15 protein-coding genes are annotated in these 19356 nt (G+C 63.6%); 8 read left to right on the forward strand and 7 right to left on the reverse strand.

Annotated elements, in window-relative coordinates:
* Positions 1-31: 31 nt before the first annotated feature.
* Positions 32-865 carry an outer membrane lipoprotein-sorting protein gene (locus RA210_RS13935; RefSeq protein ID WP_201486885.1) on the forward strand — a complete coding sequence of 278 codons (834 nt, stop codon included), beginning with the start codon at positions 32-34 and terminating at the stop codon, positions 863-865.
* Positions 866-883: 18 nt separating this feature from the next.
* A complete protein-coding gene (locus RA210_RS13940) occupies positions 884-3493 on the forward strand; it encodes an efflux RND transporter permease subunit (RefSeq protein WP_201486886.1) in 2610 nt (869 codons plus the stop codon).
* Positions 3494-3560: 67 nt separating this feature from the next.
* Here RA210_RS13940 and RA210_RS13945 read toward each other — a convergent pair whose 3' ends face one another.
* On the reverse strand, positions 3561-3980 hold the full coding sequence (locus tag RA210_RS13945; protein ID WP_201486887.1) for a MerR family transcriptional regulator: 420 nt from the start codon (positions 3978-3980) through the stop codon (positions 3561-3563).
* A gap of 229 nt (positions 3981-4209) precedes the next feature.
* On the opposite strand from RA210_RS13945, the gene RA210_RS13950 reads away from it, so the two are divergent.
* A complete protein-coding gene (locus tag RA210_RS13950; RefSeq protein WP_236574743.1) occupies positions 4210-4794 on the forward strand; it encodes an NAD(P)H-dependent oxidoreductase in 585 nt (194 codons plus the stop codon).
* Here the strand turns inward: RA210_RS13950 and RA210_RS13955 are convergent.
* Positions 4718-5284 (reverse strand): hypothetical protein, encoded by a 567-nt coding sequence (locus RA210_RS13955; protein ID WP_201486888.1) that lies wholly within the window; start codon positions 5282-5284, stop codon positions 4718-4720. The genes RA210_RS13950 and RA210_RS13955 overlap by 77 nt on opposite strands.
* A 66-nt stretch (positions 5285-5350) precedes the next feature.
* Positions 5351-5830 (reverse strand): VOC family protein, encoded by a 480-nt coding sequence (locus RA210_RS13960; protein WP_201486889.1) that lies wholly within the window; start codon positions 5828-5830, stop codon positions 5351-5353.
* A gap of 266 nt (positions 5831-6096) precedes the next feature.
* Between RA210_RS13960 and RA210_RS13965 the strand changes: the two genes are divergently transcribed.
* The gene (locus RA210_RS13965; protein WP_201486890.1) at positions 6097-8793 is read left to right on the forward strand and encodes a TrlF family AAA-like ATPase; all 2697 of its coding nucleotides are present in this window, start codon (positions 6097-6099) and stop codon (positions 8791-8793) included.
* Between the two features lie 170 nt (positions 8794-8963).
* On the opposite strand, the gene RA210_RS13970 is transcribed toward RA210_RS13965, so the two are convergent.
* The 3 genes from RA210_RS13970 to RA210_RS13980 all read right to left on the reverse strand — a co-directional run bounded on the left by RA210_RS13970 (position 8964) and on the right by RA210_RS13980 (position 13756).
* On the reverse strand, positions 8964-10433 hold the full coding sequence (locus tag RA210_RS13970; protein ID WP_201486891.1) for a flavin-containing monooxygenase: 1470 nt from the start codon (positions 10431-10433) through the stop codon (positions 8964-8966).
* A 234-nt stretch (positions 10434-10667) separates the two neighbouring features.
* Positions 10668-12410, reverse strand: coding sequence for an FAD-binding protein (locus RA210_RS13975; protein ID WP_236574745.1), 1743 nt, complete (start codon positions 12408-12410; stop codon positions 10668-10670).
* A 104-nt stretch (positions 12411-12514) separates the two neighbouring features.
* Complete coding sequence (locus RA210_RS13980; RefSeq protein WP_201486893.1) at positions 12515-13756, reverse strand: NADH:flavin oxidoreductase; 1242 nt, start codon at positions 13754-13756, stop codon at positions 12515-12517.
* Between the two features lie 346 nt (positions 13757-14102).
* Between RA210_RS13980 and RA210_RS13985 the strand changes: the two genes are divergently transcribed.
* The 4 genes from RA210_RS13985 to RA210_RS14000 all read left to right on the forward strand — a co-directional run bounded on the left by RA210_RS13985 (position 14103) and on the right by RA210_RS14000 (position 17955).
* Positions 14103-14981, forward strand: a complete 879-nt coding sequence (locus RA210_RS13985) for an SDR family NAD(P)-dependent oxidoreductase (protein WP_201486894.1) — start codon at positions 14103-14105, stop codon at positions 14979-14981.
* 129 nt (positions 14982-15110) lie between these two features.
* A complete protein-coding gene (locus RA210_RS13990) occupies positions 15111-15830 on the forward strand; it encodes an EthD domain-containing protein (protein ID WP_201486895.1) in 720 nt (239 codons plus the stop codon).
* Positions 15831-16169: 339 nt separating this feature from the next.
* Positions 16170-16949 (forward strand): EAL domain-containing protein, encoded by a 780-nt coding sequence (locus RA210_RS13995; RefSeq protein ID WP_201486896.1) that lies wholly within the window; start codon positions 16170-16172, stop codon positions 16947-16949.
* A gap of 247 nt (positions 16950-17196) precedes the next feature.
* Positions 17197-17955 (forward strand): glucose 1-dehydrogenase, encoded by a 759-nt coding sequence (locus RA210_RS14000; RefSeq protein ID WP_201486897.1) that lies wholly within the window; start codon positions 17197-17199, stop codon positions 17953-17955.
* Positions 17956-18148: 193 nt separating this feature from the next.
* Here the strand turns inward: RA210_RS14000 and RA210_RS14005 are convergent, their stop codons facing one another.
* Complete coding sequence (locus RA210_RS14005; protein WP_201486898.1) at positions 18149-19312, reverse strand: helix-turn-helix transcriptional regulator; 1164 nt, start codon at positions 19310-19312, stop codon at positions 18149-18151.
* Positions 19313-19356 lie beyond the last annotated feature (44 nt).

Genomic DNA, 19356 nt, shown 5'->3' on the forward strand with positions numbered 1-19356 from the left:
GCGGCATTTCATGAATTTCGAGGAGTTACCCATGTTGCCGATACTCAAGAGACTCACCCTGGCCGCTCTCGTCACCGCCAGCGCGGCCGCTCAGGCCGAGCCGCCCAGCGCCGACGAGATCGTCCGTCAGGCCCGCGAGCGGGACGACGGCCACAGCTTCATGTCGGAAGTGTCGCTGATCCTGCACGACAAGAAGGGCAATACCCGGGTGCGGACCTTCACCTACCTGCAGAAGGACTACCCCGAAGGCGACAGGTTCTCCATGTTCTTCACCTCGCCCAACGACGTGCGCGATGTCGCCTTCCATATCGAGAACCCGCAGGAGGTGCTCGGCAAGGAGGACAGCCAGTGGATGTACCTGCCCGTCAGTCGCCAGACCCGGCGGATATCCACCACCGACAAGCGCGGTTCGTTCATGGGCAGCGAGTACTCCTATGCCGACCTGGACAAGATCCGGGTGAACGACTATCGCCAGACCCTGCTCGGTGAGGAGCAGATACAGGGGCGCGACTGCCATGTGATCGAGCGCGAGCCGGCTTCCCCGCAGGTGCTCACCAAGACCGGCTACAACAAGCTCAAGGTGTGGATCGACAAGCAGAACCATCTGGTGATGCGCCAGGACTTCTTCGACGTGAAGGGCGTGCTGATCAAGCAGATGCGCACCCTCAAGGTGGCCAAGGTCGATGGCATCGACAGCATCATGCTCAGCGAGACCGAGCATTTCATCGACGGAACCCGCTCGGAGATGCGCTTCGACCGGCTGCAGTACAACGTCGAACTGGATGATCGGCTGTTCACCCAGGGGGCGATCCGCCGCGGGCTGAAGTCCGGGGACGTGCCCGGGTTCGTCTCCTCCTCCCTGTAAGCGGCGGTTCGGATAATCATGGAAAGATACCTGGACTTCGTCGAACGCCATGCGAAGGGGATCATCGTCCTGCTGCTGGCGATCACGGCCTACTTCACCTACGTGCTCGGCGCGCTGACCTCGGACACCAACCCCTACCTGCTCAAGGAGTCGCATCCGGCGCGCAAGACGATCATCGACCTGCAGGGCGAGTTCACCGGCACCTTCGACTCGGTGATGGTGGCGCTGCACAATCCCGACGGGGTGTTCAACCGGGACACCCTCAACGCCCTGCATGCGCTGTCCCAGACGGCGCGCAGGGTGGTGCTCAGCAACGAGGAGGACGCCCTCGAGCTGCAGCGCATAGCCCAGCTGCATGCCGGTGATGCGCGGGCCCGTGAGCTGGTCGACGCCATGCTGATCGACGGCCTGGCGCAGAACGACTACCAGACGGCCAAGGCTCTGCGTGAGCACGCCCGCAGCCAGAACTGGAAGCCACGGGAGCAGCATTTCATCGACTTCCTGGCCGAGCGGGTCAACCCGATCCGCGAGATGGCCTCGATGGGCGACTTCGAGAACATCCTGCTGACCGACGACGGCGAGCTGCTGATCCACAAGACCCTCAGGGCGTTCGACATGGATCCCTCCCGGGTCGAGTCGGAGATCATGGGCAACGAGCTGATGGTCGATGGCGTGGTTTCGCGCGACAAGACCGTGGCCCTGCTGGTGGCCGAACTCGGAACCCGTCAGGACGACGCCGAGGCCCAGTTGCGGGCCTACCGGATCTTCCGCGACATGGTCGCCGACTATCAGGCGCAGCACCCGGAGTTCAAGGACGAGGTGTTCATCGCCGGCATGCCGATCTTCATCGCCGCCCAGCAGGAGATCATCGACCATGATCTGGCATTGCTCTTTCCGATCGTGTTCGTGCTGATCAGCACCCTGCTGGTGTGCTTCTTCAGGAAGCCGCTGGGGCTGCTGCTGCCGTTGCTGAACATCCTTTTCTGCACCATCTGGACGCTCGGGCTGATGGCCCTGCTCGAGGTGCCGGTCGACCTGTTGACCAGCGTTCTGCCGGTGTTCCTGTTCACCATCTGCTGTTCCGATGCCATCCACGTGATGGCCGAGTACTACGAGCAGAAGTACGCCGGACAGAGCAACCGCGAGGCCAACCGGGCCACCATGCGCCTGATGATGATGCCGGTTGTGCTGACCACGGTGACGACCATCGCCACCTTCCTGATCTCCACCGCCACCAACATCGTCAGCATCCGCAACTTCGGCGTCTTCATGTCGGTCGGCCTGGCGGCGGCGCTGGTCATATCGCTGCTGCTGATTCCGGCCTGGATCGCCGTGTGGGGCAAGGACGGCATGCTGGAGCGGCGGGACGGTCAGGACTCGTTGCTGTCGCGACTGCTGGTCGCCGGCTGCGCCTGGATGATCGAGCGGCGTAGGGCCATGCTCTGCGCGGTCCTGCCCCTGCTGGCCACGATGGCGGTGCTGACCTTCTCGGTCGCCATCGAGGACTCCGGCATCGCCTACTTCAAGGAGGGCAGCCCGGTACGCGTTTCCGACGAGTTCATCAACCGCAGCCATGTCGCCGGCACCGCGCCGGGGTGGATCGCCATCGACAGCAAGACCCCCAGGGGCGTGCTCGATACCGAAGTGGTGCAGTTCATCGACCGCCTCGATCGTTTCCTGCGCGAGCAGCCGGAGGTGAGTTACGGCTATTCGCTGGCGACCTACATCAAGCGAATGAACCTGGTGCTCAACGACATGGACCCCGCCTATCTGCGGGTGCCCGAGGCGCGCGAGACGGTCAGCGTGGTGGACGAGGAGGGGCGCCGCGAGACCTTCGAGGTCGATGGCAATGCGCTGATCGACCAGCACGTGATGCTGTTCGAGAATGGCGGCGGCTCGGACCTGACCAATGTGCTCAACGCGGACTATTCCAAGGCGGTCACTCTGTACACCATGACCTCCTCGGTGGCCAGCGACTACCGCAGCCTGCTGGCGCGCCTGGACGCCTGGCTGGCGGTGAACAAGCCGGCCCATCTGGAGATCACCCATGCCGGCACGCCGATGATCTGGACCGGGGTGCTGGACGAGATCACCCGGGGCCAGGTGCTCAGCTTCACCCTGGCGGCGCTGGTGGTGACCCTGATGATGATGTTCTCGCTGCGCTCGCTGCGCCTGGGGCTGCTCGGCCTGTTCACCCTGCTGGCGACCTCGGCGAGCCTGTACGGCGCCATGTTCCTGCTGGACATCGAACTGAACATCGGCACCGCACTGGTAACCTACCTGGTGGTCGGGGTCGTGGATTATGCGGTGCACCTGCTGTCGCGCATCCGGCTGTTCGTGCAGCAGGGCGTCGATATCGATAGCGCCATCCTGCGCTCCATGCACAGTGTCGGGCGTTCGACCGTGGTCAACGTGGTGATTTTCTCGGTCGGCTTCCTGGCTCTGCTGTTTTCCGACTTCAAGCCGGTGGTCGATCTGGGCGCCCTGGTGGCGCTGGCGCTGCTCGTCAGTGGCGTGATGACCATTCTGGTCATCACGCTGACTGCCCCGTGGTTCTTCGCACCGATCGCCGCGCGCGCGGCGTCGGCCTCCATGGCGCATGAGCCGGGTGGCGTGGTGCCCGCCTAGCGGCAGGGAGGCTTGCTCCCCCGGGGCTCGGGGTGGGCAGGCCTCCGCTGTCCGACGATTCGCCTCATCAGGTTCCCAAGCTCTGTGGGTGCGCCGGTTTTTTTTCCTCCGGGCGCGAGGCACGCAGGAGGTGGCATTCCTCCCGGGCATCCTGCAGATCCTTCTCGAAAGCCTGCAACCCGGCGTGCAACTGCTGGAGCATGTCTATCTGGGTCGTCAGTTCCTGTTTCTTCCGGGCGATCTCCTGCTGTGCCCGCTCCCAGGGAAAGTCGCGGCCGCCGTAGTCGGCGAGAATGCCCTGCAGCTCCTTGAGCTTGAATCCCAGCTGTTGGGCGCACTTGATGAAACGCAGGACATCGACGTTTTCCTGATCGTAGACCCGATATTTCCCCTCGCGCGGCGCTTGGGGAAGCAGGCCTATCTTCTCGTAGTGGCGAATGCTCTTGACGGTTGTTCCCGATAGCTTGGCTGCTTTTCCTATGTACATCCTGACAACTTCCATTTGTGTTGCGAACGCTGGGCGGTTGCCCGTGCAGGCGGGCATCTTCCGGGAATCGCAGGCGAGCTGTCGCGGGGCGATGGCAGTTCCGTCGAGCAGATCACAGCCGGGAAGTCATGGGGAAAGGGGTCGGCGCCCCTGGCGGGGCTTGACTCTACCGTCCGGGGGAGACTTTAGCCTTGGGGTCTTTCCACCGCCAAGTAACGAGCCGTACTCCGTGAGCAAGAAAATTCTGCTGATCCTCGGCCACCCCTCTTCCGACAGTTTCTGCGGGCATCTGGCCGATTCCTACCTGGCCGGGGCGACCCAGGCCGGTTGCCAGGTGCGCCAGCTGCGCCTGAGCGAACTGGACTTCGACCCGATACTTCACGATGGCTATCGGAAGGTACAGGAGCTGGAACCCGATCTGAGCAAGGCGCAGCAGGACATCCTCTGGGCCGAACACCTGGTGTTCGTCTATCCGACTTGGTGGGGGGCCATGCCGGCGCTGCTCAAGGGCTTCATCGATCGCATCTTTCTGCCCGGCTTCGCTTTCCGCTATCGAGACAACTCGAAGTTCTGGGACCGGCTGCTGGTCGGGCGCTCCGCCCAGTTGCTGGTCACCATGGATACCCCTCCCTGGTACTACCGCTGGGTGTTCCGCATGCCCGGTCACCAGCAGATGAAGCGCACGATCCTCGAGTTCAGCGGACTCAAGCCGGTCAAGGTGGCCAGTTTCGGTCCCATCATTCACGCCACGCCGCGGCAGAAGGCCCGCTGGGTGCTCGAGGTCCGCGAGCTGGGGCTGCGCGGCGGGCTCTGATTTCACTCCCTGGGGCGCTCCAGCGGTTGCGGCTCGGGGATATGGCCAAGGGTGCCCGGCCTTGCCGGCAGACGCCCCTCGGCATACAGCGCAGGACGAAGGCGTCCAGCTTCGGCGCGGCCATCTCATCCCTGAAGCGCTGCTGCGACCACGGCCAGGTGTTGGGGACGCCCTCGGCATCCAGGTACCAGCTGTTGCAGCCGGAGCCGAACACCGTCTTGCGCGCGGCTTCCTTGCGGGCCACGTCGTAGGCCTCCAGCGCGCTCTGCGCGGCGCTCACCTCCTGGCACTGGCCGCTGCGCACCAGCTCGATCAACTGGGCGATGTAGCCCCACTGCAGCTCGGCGATGTCGATCAGCGAGAAGTTGCCGACCGGCCCGGTGGGACCGTTGAGCATGAAGAAGTTGGGGATGGACACCGCCAGGTAGGCGGTCGGCCCCTGGGCCCAGGCCTGCTCCAGGGTGTGGCCGTCGTGGCCGGTGATCTGCATCGGGCCTGGATGAGCGCACTCTCCTGATGAGGGCTCAGGAATGCACAATGACTGCCTGGGACTGGGTTACCCCTTCAGCGCCGCCTCGATCGCCGCGATATCGATCTTGCGCATGGTCATCATCGCGTCGAAGGCGCGCTTGGCCGCTGCACGGTCCGGACTGGCAATCGCGGCCGACAATACCCGGGGCGTGATCTGCCACGACAGCCCCCACTTGTCCTTGCACCAGCCACATTCGCTTTCCTGCCCACCGTTGCCGACAATCGCGTTCCACAAGCGATCCGTCTCGGCCTGATCGTCGGTCGCGACCTGAAACGAGAACGCCTCGCTGTGCCTGAACGCCGGCCCGCCGTTGAGCCCGAGGCAAGGGATGCCCATCACCGTGAACTCGACGGTCAGCACATCGCCCTGCTTGCCCGACGGATAGTCGCCCGGCGCACGCAGGACAGCCCCCACCGCACTGTCCGGGAAGGTCGCAGCGTAGAAGGTCGCAGCGTCCAGCGCGTCGTTGTCGTACCAGAGGCATATCGTGTTCTTGCTGGTCATCTTGGGGCTCCGCGATCGGGGCTGAGAGATGGAGTCTAGCTGTGTGACCGGTTGGGGGTGGTGGCAGGGCGGGGCGGGGCGCTTGTCGGCCCGGATGGGGTATCGCCGCGGGCATGAGCTGATCTTCGGAGTCGTGACCGGCAGCAGCAGCCCCGTAGCTGCCTATCGAAAAGTCCAAAACTCGGTCAAAAAACCAAAGTTCAAGTAGCCTTTTTTTGGTCTGCATGTAGGATATGACCATCTCGTAACATCGAAGGGACTCTCCAGTGATTACCGGCTCTAAATGGTTCAAGTTTGATCTGCATACCCATACGCCATACTCGTTCGACTACGGCAGGAATGATCCCAATGCAAAAAACATAACTCCCGAGCAATGGCTGCGGGCATTTGCTGACAACAAAATAGACTGCGTGGCAATTACCGACCATAACAGCGGCGCCGCTATTGATCCTTACAAAGCAGCGGCCAATCAGCTGCACTCTGAAGGCATCGAAATAACGGTATTTCCTGGGGTAGAGATCTCTGCTTGTGGAGGGGTTCATATACTTGCAATATTTGACCCCTCACAAACTTCCTCTCACATTACCTCACTACTGGGTGCGATTGGATATCTCGGAACGCATGGCGACAGTGACGCTGTTTCTAGATTCAGTCCGGAACAGGTTATCAGCGTGATTCACCAGTTTGGGGGGATCGCCATTCCAGCGCACATCGATATGCCGGCCGGATATTGTGTGAACCTCTCCGGCACCACATTAAGGCAATCCTTGACCGGTGTTGATGCTGTTGAGATTATCGACAGAACTTCAGCCTCACTCCAAGCGTACAGGTCTTATAATCTCTCTATCGCGGAATTAAGGGGCTCTGACAGCCATAATTTATCGGAGGTGGGGCGGGCGTTCACATGGCTAAAAATGTCTATCCCAAATCTCTCCGGCCTCCGGCTTGCTCTAATAGACGGCCCGATAGCTGTAATACGCTCAGATGACGCACCGACTTCACCGCCAAATACAACGCCCGACCTTGCGATTATCTCCCTAAGTGTCAGCAAATCAAAATACTGTGGCATGGCCAAACCATTTGAACTTCAGTTCAGCCCATGGTTGAATTCCGTTATTGGTGGCCGCGGCAGCGGCAAATCTTCCTTGGTAGAATTTATTCGCCTCGCCATGGGGAGATCGCACGAACTCACCCCTCACAAGGAACTTCACCCGGCATTCCTAAAGCTGGCGCGAGTACCTACAAACACAGATCCAGAAGGGCTTCTTAAGGATAACACTCAGCTCGAATTAATTTACCGCAAAGACACAGCAATCTATAAGATCACTTGGGGGGTCGCTGGACACAAGATCTTCAAGAAAGAAAATGATTCATGGATAGAGGAAGCAGGTTCCATCCCAGAGCGATTTCCGATTCGAATCTTTAGCCAGAAGCAAATATTCGAGCTATCCAAGAATGCAAACATCTTAATCCAGATTATTGATGAGTCATCTTCAGTTAGACACTCGGACTGGAGTGCCTCCCATCAAAAAGAGATCAGTAATTTCAATGTACTGAGAGCGCAACAACGTGCGCATGAGATAGAAATAGAGACAAAGCCCAAGCTGGAGGGAGAGCTTGCAGACTTACGCAGCAAGCTTTCCAAGTATGCAGCAGTCCTTCAGAACCCTGCCATTGAGAATTTCAAAGTTCTCGACGGACAGAAGTCTCTGGCTAATGGATTTATCTTAGGCTCGAAGGCCACCACCGAAGCCATCATCGAATCATTAGGGGAATTTATCGAGTTCCCCTCGCCTCTGAATAAAAGCAATTACACCGAGGCTGAAATAGAACTGGACTCCGCCCTGCAGACTCTGAGCTGCCACATCAAGGCCACTTTAGATCACGCAAAAAAATCCATATCAGATCTTCAGGAGCACATCAGTAATCACGAAACTTGGATAGAAAAAAGCAGTTTCGGATTACTGCACCTAGCCGCTCTATCCGACTACCAAGCAGCAATGGACTCACTGAATGAAACCGGAATAGCAACGCCAGGCCACATCCAATTCATTCAAAGCGAGATTGCTCGGATTGAGGAAGCTTTAGAAAGAATCGAATTACTCCGCACTCAGAATGACAAAATAACTCAAGAAATAAACCAGCTCTACTTGAAAATTATCGAAATGAGAGTCGATCTATCTCGGCGAAGACAGGATTTTTTAAACAAACACCTGAGAGGCTCTGACCACATCAACATTGAAATCCACCCCTTTGCCGCCAAGTCCGAATCGGAAATCAGTTTCAGAAGCGCCATCGGGAAAGTCGACAAAGTATATGCTGGCGATATTTATGACCAAGAGTCTGCAAAAGGATTTATTCCTGCAATAGTCAATTCCGTAAAATCAAAATCCACCTTGCAAGAGAAGGCAGACCTAATCCACGAATTCAAAGCCGAACTCCTAGGCAAGCACACTATTTCTGGAAGTTCAATTGGGAAAAGATTTTCTGACTACTTGAGGCAGCTTGACCCCTCCTGTGATGACAGAGTTTGGTGCTGGTTTCCGGATGATGAAATTTCAATTTCCTTCAAAGACAAAGGAAGCTTTAAAGATATCTCTATGGGGTCTGCTGGCCAGCGCACAGCCACAATACTATCCCTGCTACTTTCGCACGGAACAGAGCCGCTAATTCTGGATCAGCCAGAAGATGACCTAGACAATCAACTCATCAGCTCCTTAATTGTTGAAAGACTGAAAAACTCCAAGCCCTCTCGGCAAATGATTGTTATAACCCACAACCCCAATATCGTCGTCAATGGCGACTCCGAACTCGTAATAGGACTTGAAGAGGTCAGAGGCCAAACTTATGCCAATGCGCGAGGCGGCCTCCAAGAGCAAAAAGTCCGCGAGCATGTTTGCGAAGTAATGGAGGGAGGCAAGATCGCCCTCGAAAACAGATACAAGCGGATTGCACTGACTTGAAAATTTTTTGATCGTTCCCACGCTCCGCGTGGGAACGCAGGCAGTGACGCTCTGCGTCACAGAAGCGGACGCGGAGCGTCCATTGAGGAGCTCCCACGCGGAGCGTGGGAGCGATCACATCAGGCTGCAGGTGTGTTTACTCCGTCCGGACCTTTATTGCCCCTCGGCACTCAGCGCAGCACGAACGCCTCGATCTTCGGCTTCGCCATCTCATCCTTGAACCGCTGCTGCGACCACGGCCAGGTGTTGGGGATGCCGTCGGCGTCCAGGTACCAGCTGTTGCAGCCGGAGCCGAACACCGTCTTGCGCGCGGCGTCCTTGCGGGCCACGTCGTAGGCGTCCAGTGCGGGCTGCGCGGCGCTCACCTCATTGCACTGGCCGCTGCGCACCAGTTCGATCAGTTGGGCGATGTAGCCCCACTGCAGCTCGGCGATGTCGATCAGCGAGAAGTTGCCGACCGGCCCGGTGGGGCCGTTGAGCATGAAGAGGTTGGGGAACTCGGGGATCGAGATCGCCATGTAGGCGGTCGGCCCCTTGGCCCAGGCCTGCTCCAGGGTGTGGCCGTCGCGGCCGGTGATCCGCATCGGGCGCATGAACTGGTCGGGCTTGTAGCCGGTGGCCAGCACCAGCACGTCCAGCTCGTGCAACTGGCCGTCGCGTGTGCGCACGCCGCCGGCCTCGATGCATTCGATGCCGGCGGTGACCAGCTCGGCGTTCGGATGCTGGATCGCCTGGTAGTAATCGGGCGAGTAGATCAGCCGCTTGCAGGCGGCGCGGTAGGTGGGGCGCAGCTTCTCGCGCAGGACCGGATCGCTGACGCTCCTCTCCAAATTGTCGCGGGCGATGGCCTCGATCTCGAGGATGCCCGGCGAGTTGGCGTCGAGCACCGCGTTGGTGAAGCGCTCGACGTTGGCCAGGTAGGTTTCCTCGTTCTGCATGCGCTTGAGCAGGGCGCGGTCGGCGCGGAAGGCGGCCTTCTGCTCCTCGCTGTAGAACGGGTTGTCGACCGGGAAGATCCACTGCGCGGTGCGCTGGAAGTGCTTGAGCTTGCCGGCGCGTGAGGCCAGCGCGGAGACGATCTGCACGCCGGTGGAGCCGTTGCCGACGATGCCGATGCGTCGGCCGTCCAGCGGGATGCTGTGGTCCCAGCGCGCGCTGTGCAGCAGATCGCCCCGGAAGCTGTCCAGGCCGCGCAGGTTCGGGGTGCTGGGGTGGTGGAGCACGCCGGTGGCGGCGATGACGATGTCCGCGCTGTCGGTGAGGCCGCTCTTCATCTCCAGCTGCCAGCGGCCGCCCTGGAATTCGCAGCGGACGATTTCCTCGTTGAAGCGGATCAGCTCGTCGACCCGGTACTTCTTCACCGTGCGCTCGAAATACTCCTGGATTTCCGCGCCCGGCGGCAGGAAGCGGCTCCAGTCGGGGTTGGGCTCGAAGGAGTAGGTGTAGGCGTGCGAGGGCACGTCGCAGGTCAGGCCGGGATAGGTGTTCTCGCGCCAGGTGCCGCCGATGCGCGAGGCCTTCTCGTAGATGGTCACGTCACTGAAGCCGGCCTCGCGCAGCTTGATGCCGCTGAGAATGCCGGCCATGCCGGCGCCGATCACCACCACGCGCAGATCGGGTCTTGCTGCATTGTCGTTCATGGTCACACCCTGTTCTTGTTGTTCGGTGGGACCAATCTAGGGGGTTGCCGGCGGCTCTACATGCTGTGTACTTGCTAGTCCGATCGGACAGTATCGGCGGTATTTTGCTGCTGTTTATCCCTGATGGCAGGGGGATGCCCGCACGCAAGCGCCGGTGCGCGATGGCCTGTAGGGGCGAATTCATTCGCCTCGCGCGGAGGGTGGTTGGCGAATGAATTCGCCCCTACAGAAGCGCTATGCGGTTGCCGGGACCTCGTCCTTCTGGCGTGCCCGCTGCCGGGCGACGTGGGCGGCGGCGCGGCGGCCGGAGAAGATGCAGTCGGCGGCGGACAGCCCGGAGATGTACAGGTGCGAGGGCAGGCCGATGGCGGTGCGGCCGGCGGCGTACAGCCCGCCGATCGGCGAGTCGTCGCCGCGCAGCACCTGGCCGCTGTCCTCGTCGACGCGCAGGCCGCCGACGGTCATCGACGACAGCGGGAACAGGCTGCTGCGGATCGACACGTCGATGGCGTAGAAGGGGCCTTCGGCGATGGCGTGGATGTCCTTCTGGTCCTTGCCGAAGCGGTCGGCCTGCCAGCCGGCCGCCGCCTGGTTGTAGTCGCGCACGGTTTCCGCAAGCACCTGGGGATCGAGGCCGCACTTGTGTGCCAGCTCGTCGAGGCTGCGCGCCTTGCGCGAGGCGAACAGCAGGGCGAGGATCGCCGGCTGGCGCTGGAACGGCAGCATGTCGTCCTTGCGCACCTGGTGCCAGGCCTTGCGGTACAGGGCGCTGTCGAGGATCAGCAGGCCGGTGCCGTCCTGCTCGTCGCCCATCACCTGGCCGATGGCGGCGCCGTAGAGCATCTCGTCGCAGTAGCGCTGGCCGCGGCCGTTGACCAGCATGGCCTCGGCGAAGGCCTTGGGCGGGTTGAGGAAGCGCCAGCTGCTGATCCGGCCGAGCCGGTCGGCGGCGCCACCGACGCTCTGGCCGAGGCGGATGCCGCTGCCGTTGTCGCCCAGCGAGCCCAGCGGCATGCTGTCGGCGTAGCCGGGGGCGTAGTGGTTGGCCATCGGCCGGTTCTGGATGAAGCCGCCGCTGCTCAGGCACACGCCATGGCGGGCGCGGATGCGCCGCTCGACGGCGTGCGCGCTCTTCAGCGCCTCGGCCTTGCGCCAGTAGCGCAGGGCGATGCCGCTGGTGATGCCGGAGCCGGGGAAGCTGGCCGGCAGCATCAGCTGGAAGCGCGCCGCCTGCTGCATCAGCCGGGCGAACTGCGCCGCCGCCGCGCCCGGCGGGATCTGCACGACCTTGACCCCCACCACGTTGTCGTCCTGGTCGACGATCAACTGGCGCACCTCGGTCTGCGCCATGAAGCGCACGCCCAGCCGGCTGGCCCGCTCGCGCAGCGGATCGGTGATGCGCACGCCGAAGCCGACCGGCGCGGAGGTTGGCGGCGAGTAGACCTTGTGCCCGCGCGCCGCCGGCCGGGCCACCGCCGCGGCGCGCGGCGACAGCGAACTGTCGGAGTGGTACAGGTGGTAGCCCTGCGGCGGATAGGAGGTCTTGGCCGCGTACAGGGTGCTGTCGAAGCGCACGCCGTGGCCGCTCAGCCAGTCGATCATCTGCGCGCTCTGCTCGCAGAAGCGGCGCAGGGTGCTGTCCCTGACCACGCCCTGGGTCTCCAGCTTGAGGTAGCGGAACATGTCGTCCACCGAATCCTCGACGCCCGCCTCGCGCTGGATGGCGGTGCCGCCGCCGGCGTAGACCACGCCGCCGTTCATCGCCGTCGAGCCGCCGCCGTCGTAGGCATCCAGCGCCAGCACTTGCAGGCCCTGCTCGGCGGCCTCCAGCGCCGCGGCGATGCCGGCGCCGCCGTAGCCGACCACCAGGAAGTCGGCGGCATCGTCCCACGGTACGTCGGCGGCGTCGGCCACCCGCTCCGGCTGGCGTACGGGGGAATGCCAGTGGGGGCTACCGGGTTCATCGCGCTGGGTCACGTCGGGCATCTCCTTGGTTTTTGTTATGCAATCCCGGTCCGTGGGGCGAATGCATTCGCCTTGGCGGGGTATTTCTGGCGAATGAATTCGCCCCTACAGGTTGGTCAGGAGCGGGCGGGCTGGGCGTTGAGCTGCGGATCGCCGGGCTTGCCCAGCACGCAGCTGGTGCCGCCCGGGGTGTACATCATGGCGACGCAGCGGTTGCAGGAGGTGCAGCCGGTGGCCCCGGCGCCGCCCGCGGCCAGCTTGTTGACGAACTCGGGGTCGAAGATCAGCCCGCGGCCCAGGGCCACCGCCTCGAAGCCTTCGCCGAGCGCCTGCTGCACGTTGGCGGCGGTCTTCACCCCGCCCAGGTAGGCCAGCGGCATGTCGACCGCGGCGCGCACCTTGCGCGCATGTTCGAGCAGGTACAGTTCGCGGAACTCCACCTTGGGTTCGGTGAACTGCTGGATGGTCATCGCCGCGCGGACGATGGGGTTGCTGACGCTGACGCGGTTTTCCTTGGGGAAGGACGAGCCGAACAGGGTGGTGGTGGACTCGACGTTCAGCCCCGCGCTGAGCACCAGCAGGTGGGCGCCTTCACGCTCGAGGATGCGCGCCACTCCGGCGCCGTCCTCGGCGGTGTGGCCGCCCTTGGCGCCTTCGGTGACGCTGTACTTGCAGATCACCGCCAGGTCGCGGCCCACCGCCTCCAGCACGCGGCGCAGCACCAGGGAGGGGAAGCGCAGGCGCCGGTCGAGGCTGCCGCCCCAGTCGTCGCGGCGCTTGTTGTACAGCGGCGAGATGAACTGGCTGAGCAGGTAGCCGTGGCCCATGTGGATCTCCACGGCGTCGAAGCCGGCCTCGCGGGCGAGCAGGGCGGCCTGGGCGAACTCGCCGGCGATGCGCTGCATGTCGGCCTCGCTCATCGCCTGCTTGAGGAAGCGCCCGCTCATGATGCCGACCTTGTTGAAGCCGCCGCTGGCCGACAGCGGCCGGGGCGTGGACAGCTCCTCGAGGAAGGTGAAGCAGCCGCCATGGGTGATCTGCGCCGAGGCCGCGCCACCGTGGCGGTGCACGGCATCGGTGAGCACGCGCAGGTGGGGCACGGCGTCGCGGTCTAGGGTGATCTGGTCGGGGAAGGTGCGCCCGTCGCGGCTCACCGCGCAGTAGGCCACGGTGGTCAGCGCGGTGCCGCCGGCGGCCATCGACTCATGGAAGCGCACCAGCTGCTTCGAGGGCGTGCCGCCGCGGGCCATGCCCTCGTTGGTGGCGGACTTGATGAAGCGGTTCTTCAGCGTCAGCGGGCCGATCTTCAGCGGGCTGAACGGCGACGGCGAGGCGGGCAGGATCTTGTTGTTATGCATGCTGAGTCCCAGCGATTCGACTTCAGGTGGCAAGCAGGGCGCCGGGCACAAGGCGCTCCCGTTGCTGCCGGTGGCGGGCCCACGGGAGCCCGATGCGATGTTCCTACCATAGATAGCGGGGCAGGGGGCTACCTCGTCCGAACAGACTAACTGCCGGCAGGTGTGCTCCGCATCGGCCGCTGGGCGGTTAGTCCCATCGGACGATGCGGGCGGACGGCGCGATGGCGACGATCCGGACGACCCTGCACGGACGAATTCATTCGCCTTGGCGGGGTATCCGCGCGAATGGATTTTCCCCCACAAGGACCGTGCGGCGCGCGGCGCACAACCACCGAGAGGATCAGACATGAGTTGCGAGAATCGCCAGGTCGCCGTGGTCACCGGCGCCAGCCGTGGTGTCGGCAAGGGCATCGCCCTGGCCCTGGGCGCCGCCGGCATGGTCGTCTACGTCACCGGCCGCTCGACCACGACCAGCGGCTCGCAACTGCGCGGCCAGGTGCTGCCGGGCTCGATCCAGGAAACCGCCGAGGCGGTGACCCGCGCCGGCGGGCTGGGCATTCCGGTGGCCTGCGACCACGCCGACGATGCGCAGGTCAGGACGCTGTTCGAGCAGGTCGCCCGCGAGCAGGGGCGTCTCGACCTGCTGGTCAACAACGCCACCTTCCTCCACGAGAACCTCATCGATCCCGGCCCGTTCTGGGAGAAGCCGCTGGAGCTGGTCGGCATCCTCGACGTCGGCCTGCGCTCGGCCTACGTCGCCAGCTACTACGCCGCGCCGCTGCTGGTGGCCGGCGGCCGCGGGCTGATCGCCTTCGTCTCCTCCTACGGCGCCGGCTGCTACATGCACGGCCCCGCCTACGGCGCGCAGAAGGCCGGCTGCGACAAGCTGGCCGCCGACATGGCGGTCGATCTGGAGGGCACCGGCGTCGCCGCGCTGTCGCTGTGGCTCGGTCCGCAGCGCACCGAACGCACCGCCATCGCCAGCGAGGAACGTGCCGACCAGTACGAGGCCTTCCTCGCCCAGGCGGAAACCCCCGAGTTCAACGGCCGGGTGATCCACGCCCTGCTCGACGACCCGGCGCTGGCCAGCCTCAGCGGCCAGACCCTGGTGACCGCCGAGCTGGCGCCGGGTTACGGCATCAGCGAGGAGGGCGGCCGCCTGCCGCCGTCCTACCGCGAGCAGCTGGGCGCGCCGCGCGTGCCGCATCCGGCGCGGGTGATCTAAGGATCCTGTAGGGGCGAATTCATTCGCCTTTGCCGGGTATCCGGGCGAATGAATTCGCCCCTGCAATGGATACCAAGCGCCCGCACCGCCGGTGCGGACGCATTCCATCCCTCGAAAGGCAGCGCTTCCATGGAAAAAGTCGTCTATGTCGTCTGGCGTGATCGCCAGACCAGTCCCGAAGAATTCGCCAGCCGCCTGCGCGGCGAGGTCGCCGAACAGCTGCTGGCGCTCGGCGCCCGCGGCCTGCAGGTGAACGTCGCCGACGCCGCCGTCGAACCCGCCGCCGGCCTGCGCCAGGCCAACCTGCAACCGCTGATGGACGGTAGCGTGTCGCTGTGGCTGGACAGCGCCATCGCCCAGTTCCGCCGGCCCTTCGACGCGGTGATCGCCGGTGCGGTGGAGCGCCTGGCCGCCTACCTGGTCACCGAGTCGGTGCCGATCCGCAACACCCGTTTCCCGGCCGTCCCCGGCGAGCGCACCCACGGCTTCTCCCAGCTGGCCTTCCTCAGCCGCCCGCCGCGCCTCACCCACGAGGCCTGGCTGGACATCTGGCACAACAGCCATACCCAGGTGGCCATCGACACCCAGGACAACTTCCAGTACGTGCAGAACGTGGTGGTGCGCGCGCTGACCCGCGGCGCGCCGGCCATCGACGCCATCGTCGAGGAGTGCTTCCCGCCGGCGGCGATGAGCGACCCGCAGAGCTTCTTCGACGCCCCGGGCGACGAGGAGAAGTTCCGCCGCAACCTGGCGGCGATGATGGAGAGCTGCAAGCGCTTCATCGACTACGACAAGATCGACGTGCTGCCGACCAGCCAGTACCTGATCGCAAGGCCGGGCGGCGCCTGAGCCACACTCCAGCGGAGCAAACGCAACCCGGAGTCCGCCACTGGCGGGCTCCGGGTTTGTTTTTTGGGATGCGCAGCGTGCTCAAGAGCATGGCATGCAAAGCCGATATGTTTTGCACGGAATTGGCTCAACTTCGCTGCTGATGCCTGCAGCAGCCACAAGCTGGGGGCTGGAGCCAAGTTGGGGGCGGCTACGTGCTTTGCGTCAGCACGCGTTGTAGAGTTCGCTGCAACGCTGGCGTGGTGAGCGCCGTGCAGATGGCCTCATCAATCGTCGGCCCATCAATCGCGCGAGGATTCCTTGAAGATCACAGGGAAACCAGCCTCGCAAGGAGATCAGATGTATTTATCAAACTTTTTCGAGGACGCTGACGATGAACTCATCGGATGCATCCGCTGCAGGGATGCCAAGCCACTTAATCTCGAATTGAAGATGGCTTTCCAGCCGATCGTCGATGTCGAGCAGCGGAGTGTGTTTGCCTACGAGGCGCTCGTTCGCGGCGCCGATGGTGCCTCTGCGGCGCAGGTGCTGGGCGCGGTGAAGCCCGACGAGATGTATTCGTTCGATCAGACCTGCCGTGTGCTGGCGATCGAAACCGCTCAACGCCTCGGCATGCAGACCTATCTGTCGATCAACTTCCTGCCCAACGCGGTTTATGAGCCGGCCAGTTGCATCCGCCTGACGCTGGCCGCTGCGCGCAAGGTCGGCTTTTCGCCCGACCGCCTGATTTTCGAGATCACGGAGTCGGAAAAGATCCGTAATCCCGAGCATGCCCTGAAGATCATCAAGGACTATCGGCAGCGTGGCTTCCTGACCGCCATCGACGACTTTGGCGCAGGCTATTCCGGCCTGAACCTGCTGGCGGACTTCCAGCCCCATATCGTCAAGCTGGACATGGCGCTGACTCGCGATATCGACCGCGATGCGGTGAGGCGTGCCATCGTCGCCGGCGTGATCGGCACGTGCAACGCACTCGGTTGCCAGATCATCGCCGAAGGGATCGAGCGGCCCGAAGAGCTCGACACCTTGCGGAACATGGGCGTTTCGCTGTTCCAGGGCTACCTGCTGGCGCGCCCGGCGCTGGAATCGCTGCCGGAACCCGACATGCGTTATTGCTGATCGTTCGGCAGCACGTGGAGCGCTGATCAGCAGCGAATTTCAGTGTTCCCGAGGAAATCCTGGAGAAGTTGTCATTCCCGTGCAGGCGACAATCCGGAAGGCCCGTGGCACCTGGGCTCCCGCCTTCGCGGGAGCGCCAAATGGGATTAGTCTCCCCAGACGATGTAGCCCCTCCCACCCGTTGCAACAATCGAATCCAGTCGATTGCGGGCTCGATCCGCGCTGATCCAGCAACGGGAGAACAACAATGAAACGAGTCGAAGGCAAGGTGTGCATCGTGACTGGCGCCGCCAGTGGCATCGGTCTGGAGGATGCCAAGCTGCTGGCCCGCGAAGGGGCCAGGGTGGTGCTCACCGACCTCAACGAGGAAGCCGGCCAGCGTGCGGCCGCCGAGATCGGCGGCGACGCCCTGTTCGTGCGCCACGACATCGCCAGCGAAGCCGACTGGCAGCGGGTGATCGACACCACCCTGGAAACCTTCGGCCGCCTCGACGTGCTGGTCAACAACGCCGGCATCCTCGCCGTCGGCACCATCGAGGACACCTCGCTGGAGCTGTTCCAGAAGGTGCAAGGCATCAACAACGCCGGCTACTTCCTCGGCTGCAAGTACGCGGTGCTGGCGATGAAGGAAACCGGCGGCGGCTCGATCGTCAACATGTCGTCGATGGCGGCGCTCGGCGGCATGCCGGCGTTCTGTGCCTATTCGGCGTCCAAGGGCGCGGTGGCGGCGATGACCCGCTCGATCGCCATGCACTGCAAGCAGCAGGGTTACCGCATCCGCTGCAACAGCGTGCATCCGGACGGCGTCAACACGCCGATGACCAGCGCCCTGCACGGCGGTCAGCCGGTTGCCCAGGAAGAGCTGGAGAAGGATCCGAAGAACCGCATGTGCGCCCCGGCGGATATCGCCAACGTGGTGCTGTTCCTCGCCTCGGACGAGTCGCGCTTCATCAACGGCGCGGAGATCCGTGTCGACAACGCCCAGCTGATCGGTGGCTCCGCCTGATTCGGGGCACAGGGGGGAGGCTGTGCTCCCCCCGACAGCAAACCAGTGCGTGCTGACAGGTTTGTCCCACTGTCACCTTTTACCCGGCTCAGGCCGGGTTTTTTTGCTTCTTCGCTCCGCAGTAACACCGGCGCAGCCGCCCACGCCATCGTCCGCGGGATGGCATGGGGGAGGAGGGGCGCAGGATGGGCTATCAGGCCAGCGCGGCGACGCTGTTGAGCAGGGTCTTGACCAGTTGGGCCTGGCGGGTGGCGCCGGTCTTGGCGAAGACGCCGCGCAGGTGGGCGCGCACGGTGTTGCGCGAGAGGCACAGGCGCTCGGCGCTTTCGTCCAGAGTCAGGCCATCCATCATCAGCATGGCCACCTCGGTTTCCGTGCGGGTCAGCTGGAACAGGCTGCGCAGCAGGTGCCGCGAGGCCTGCGGCGAGTCGTTCGGGTCGCGGATGAACACCGCCACGGCCGGCCGCCGGGCCTTGCCCTGGCCTTCGTAGTTGAGGGCGATGGGGCGCAGCAGCAGGTTCAGCGGCACCTCGCCGGTCGGGCGGGACAGGGTGAGCACCTCCACCGACTCGTCCCGGCCCTGCTGGCGCTGCAGGAGCACCGTCTGCACGGCCTTCTGCAGATCGCGGTTGTCCTGGACGGAATAGGCGCGCAGCCGCTCCTGGCGACACTCGAGGCCATCGTGCGCGGCGAACAGGCGCTGGGCCGCCTGGTTGCTGCGCATCACCTTGCCGGTTTCGTCGAGGATCGCCGTGCCCACCAGCAGGCGGTCGATGGTGGCCGCATAGAGCAGGCGCTCCGAGTCCAGTTCGTCGACCGTCGAATGCAGGTCCACCGCCTGCTGCAGGTGCGGCCGGAGCAGCTCGATCAGCGCCCGTTCCGCGGCGTCGAAGTCCTCCGCCGCATGGCCGCGGCAGGCGAACAGCGCGCAGTGCATGCCGGCGTCGGTGCGCAGGTTGGCCACCAGCACGTAACGCAGGTCGAGCGGCTGCAGGTAGCTCCGGTAGAAATCGTCGGTCAGCCAGGCCTCCTGGCCCAGCACCTGGTCGGCGCTGGTCACCTGCCCGGCCGGCCAGTCGAGGAAGGGGCAGATTGCATAGTAGTGCTCGCTGTAGGACGGCTCGCCCGGCAGATACGGGCCATGGATCGAAGCGTTGACGATCAGCCCGGGGCGGTCGTGGGCGGGGTTGCGCAGCACCAGGGTCATGAAGCTGGCGCGAAAGCGCAGGCGCAGCGCCTCCAGCAGGCCGGACCAGGGCGTGGGTTCCAGCGGGCCGCGGTAGGTCAGGGCCAGCAGGTCGCTGAGTTCGCGAGCGCTGATGCCCGCCAGTTCATGGGCGTGTTCGAAGTTGTGCATCCGCGCCTCTCCAGTTGTGGTTGTCGGGCTGGATGGGGTCAGTA

It is taken from the genome of Pseudomonas sp. OF001, assembly GCF_904426495.1.
In the GTDB taxonomy this organism is placed as follows: domain Bacteria; phylum Pseudomonadota; class Gammaproteobacteria; order Pseudomonadales; family Pseudomonadaceae; genus Geopseudomonas.

Bases quoted from the DNA above. Each gene is read 5' to 3' on its own strand.
- RA210_RS13935 (WP_201486885.1), top strand. From the start codon at position 32: ATGTTGCCGATACTCAAGAGACTCACCCTGGCCGCTCTCGTCACCGCC.
- RA210_RS13940 (WP_201486886.1), top strand. From the start codon at position 884: ATGGAAAGATACCTGGACTTCGTCGAACGCCATGCGAAGGGGATCATC.
- RA210_RS13945 (WP_201486887.1), bottom strand. From the start codon at position 3,980: ATGTACATAGGAAAAGCAGCCAAGCTATCGGGAACAACCGTCAAGAGC.
- RA210_RS13955 (WP_201486888.1), bottom strand. From the start codon at position 5,284: ATGCAGATCACCGGCCACGACGGCCACACCCTGGAGCAGGCCTGGGCC.
- RA210_RS13960 (WP_201486889.1), bottom strand. From the start codon at position 5,830: ATGACCAGCAAGAACACGATATGCCTCTGGTACGACAACGACGCGCTG.
- RA210_RS13970 (WP_201486891.1), bottom strand. From the start codon at position 10,433: ATGAACGACAATGCAGCAAGACCCGATCTGCGCGTGGTGGTGATCGGC.
- RA210_RS13980 (WP_201486893.1), bottom strand. From the start codon at position 13,756: ATGCATAACAACAAGATCCTGCCCGCCTCGCCGTCGCCGTTCAGCCCG.
- RA210_RS13985 (WP_201486894.1), top strand. From the start codon at position 14,103: ATGAGTTGCGAGAATCGCCAGGTCGCCGTGGTCACCGGCGCCAGCCGT.
- RA210_RS13990 (WP_201486895.1), top strand. From the start codon at position 15,111: ATGGAAAAAGTCGTCTATGTCGTCTGGCGTGATCGCCAGACCAGTCCC.
- RA210_RS13995 (WP_201486896.1), top strand. From the start codon at position 16,170: ATGTATTTATCAAACTTTTTCGAGGACGCTGACGATGAACTCATCGGA.
- RA210_RS14000 (WP_201486897.1), top strand. From the start codon at position 17,197: ATGAAACGAGTCGAAGGCAAGGTGTGCATCGTGACTGGCGCCGCCAGT.
- RA210_RS14005 (WP_201486898.1), bottom strand. From the start codon at position 19,312: ATGCACAACTTCGAACACGCCCATGAACTGGCGGGCATCAGCGCTCGC.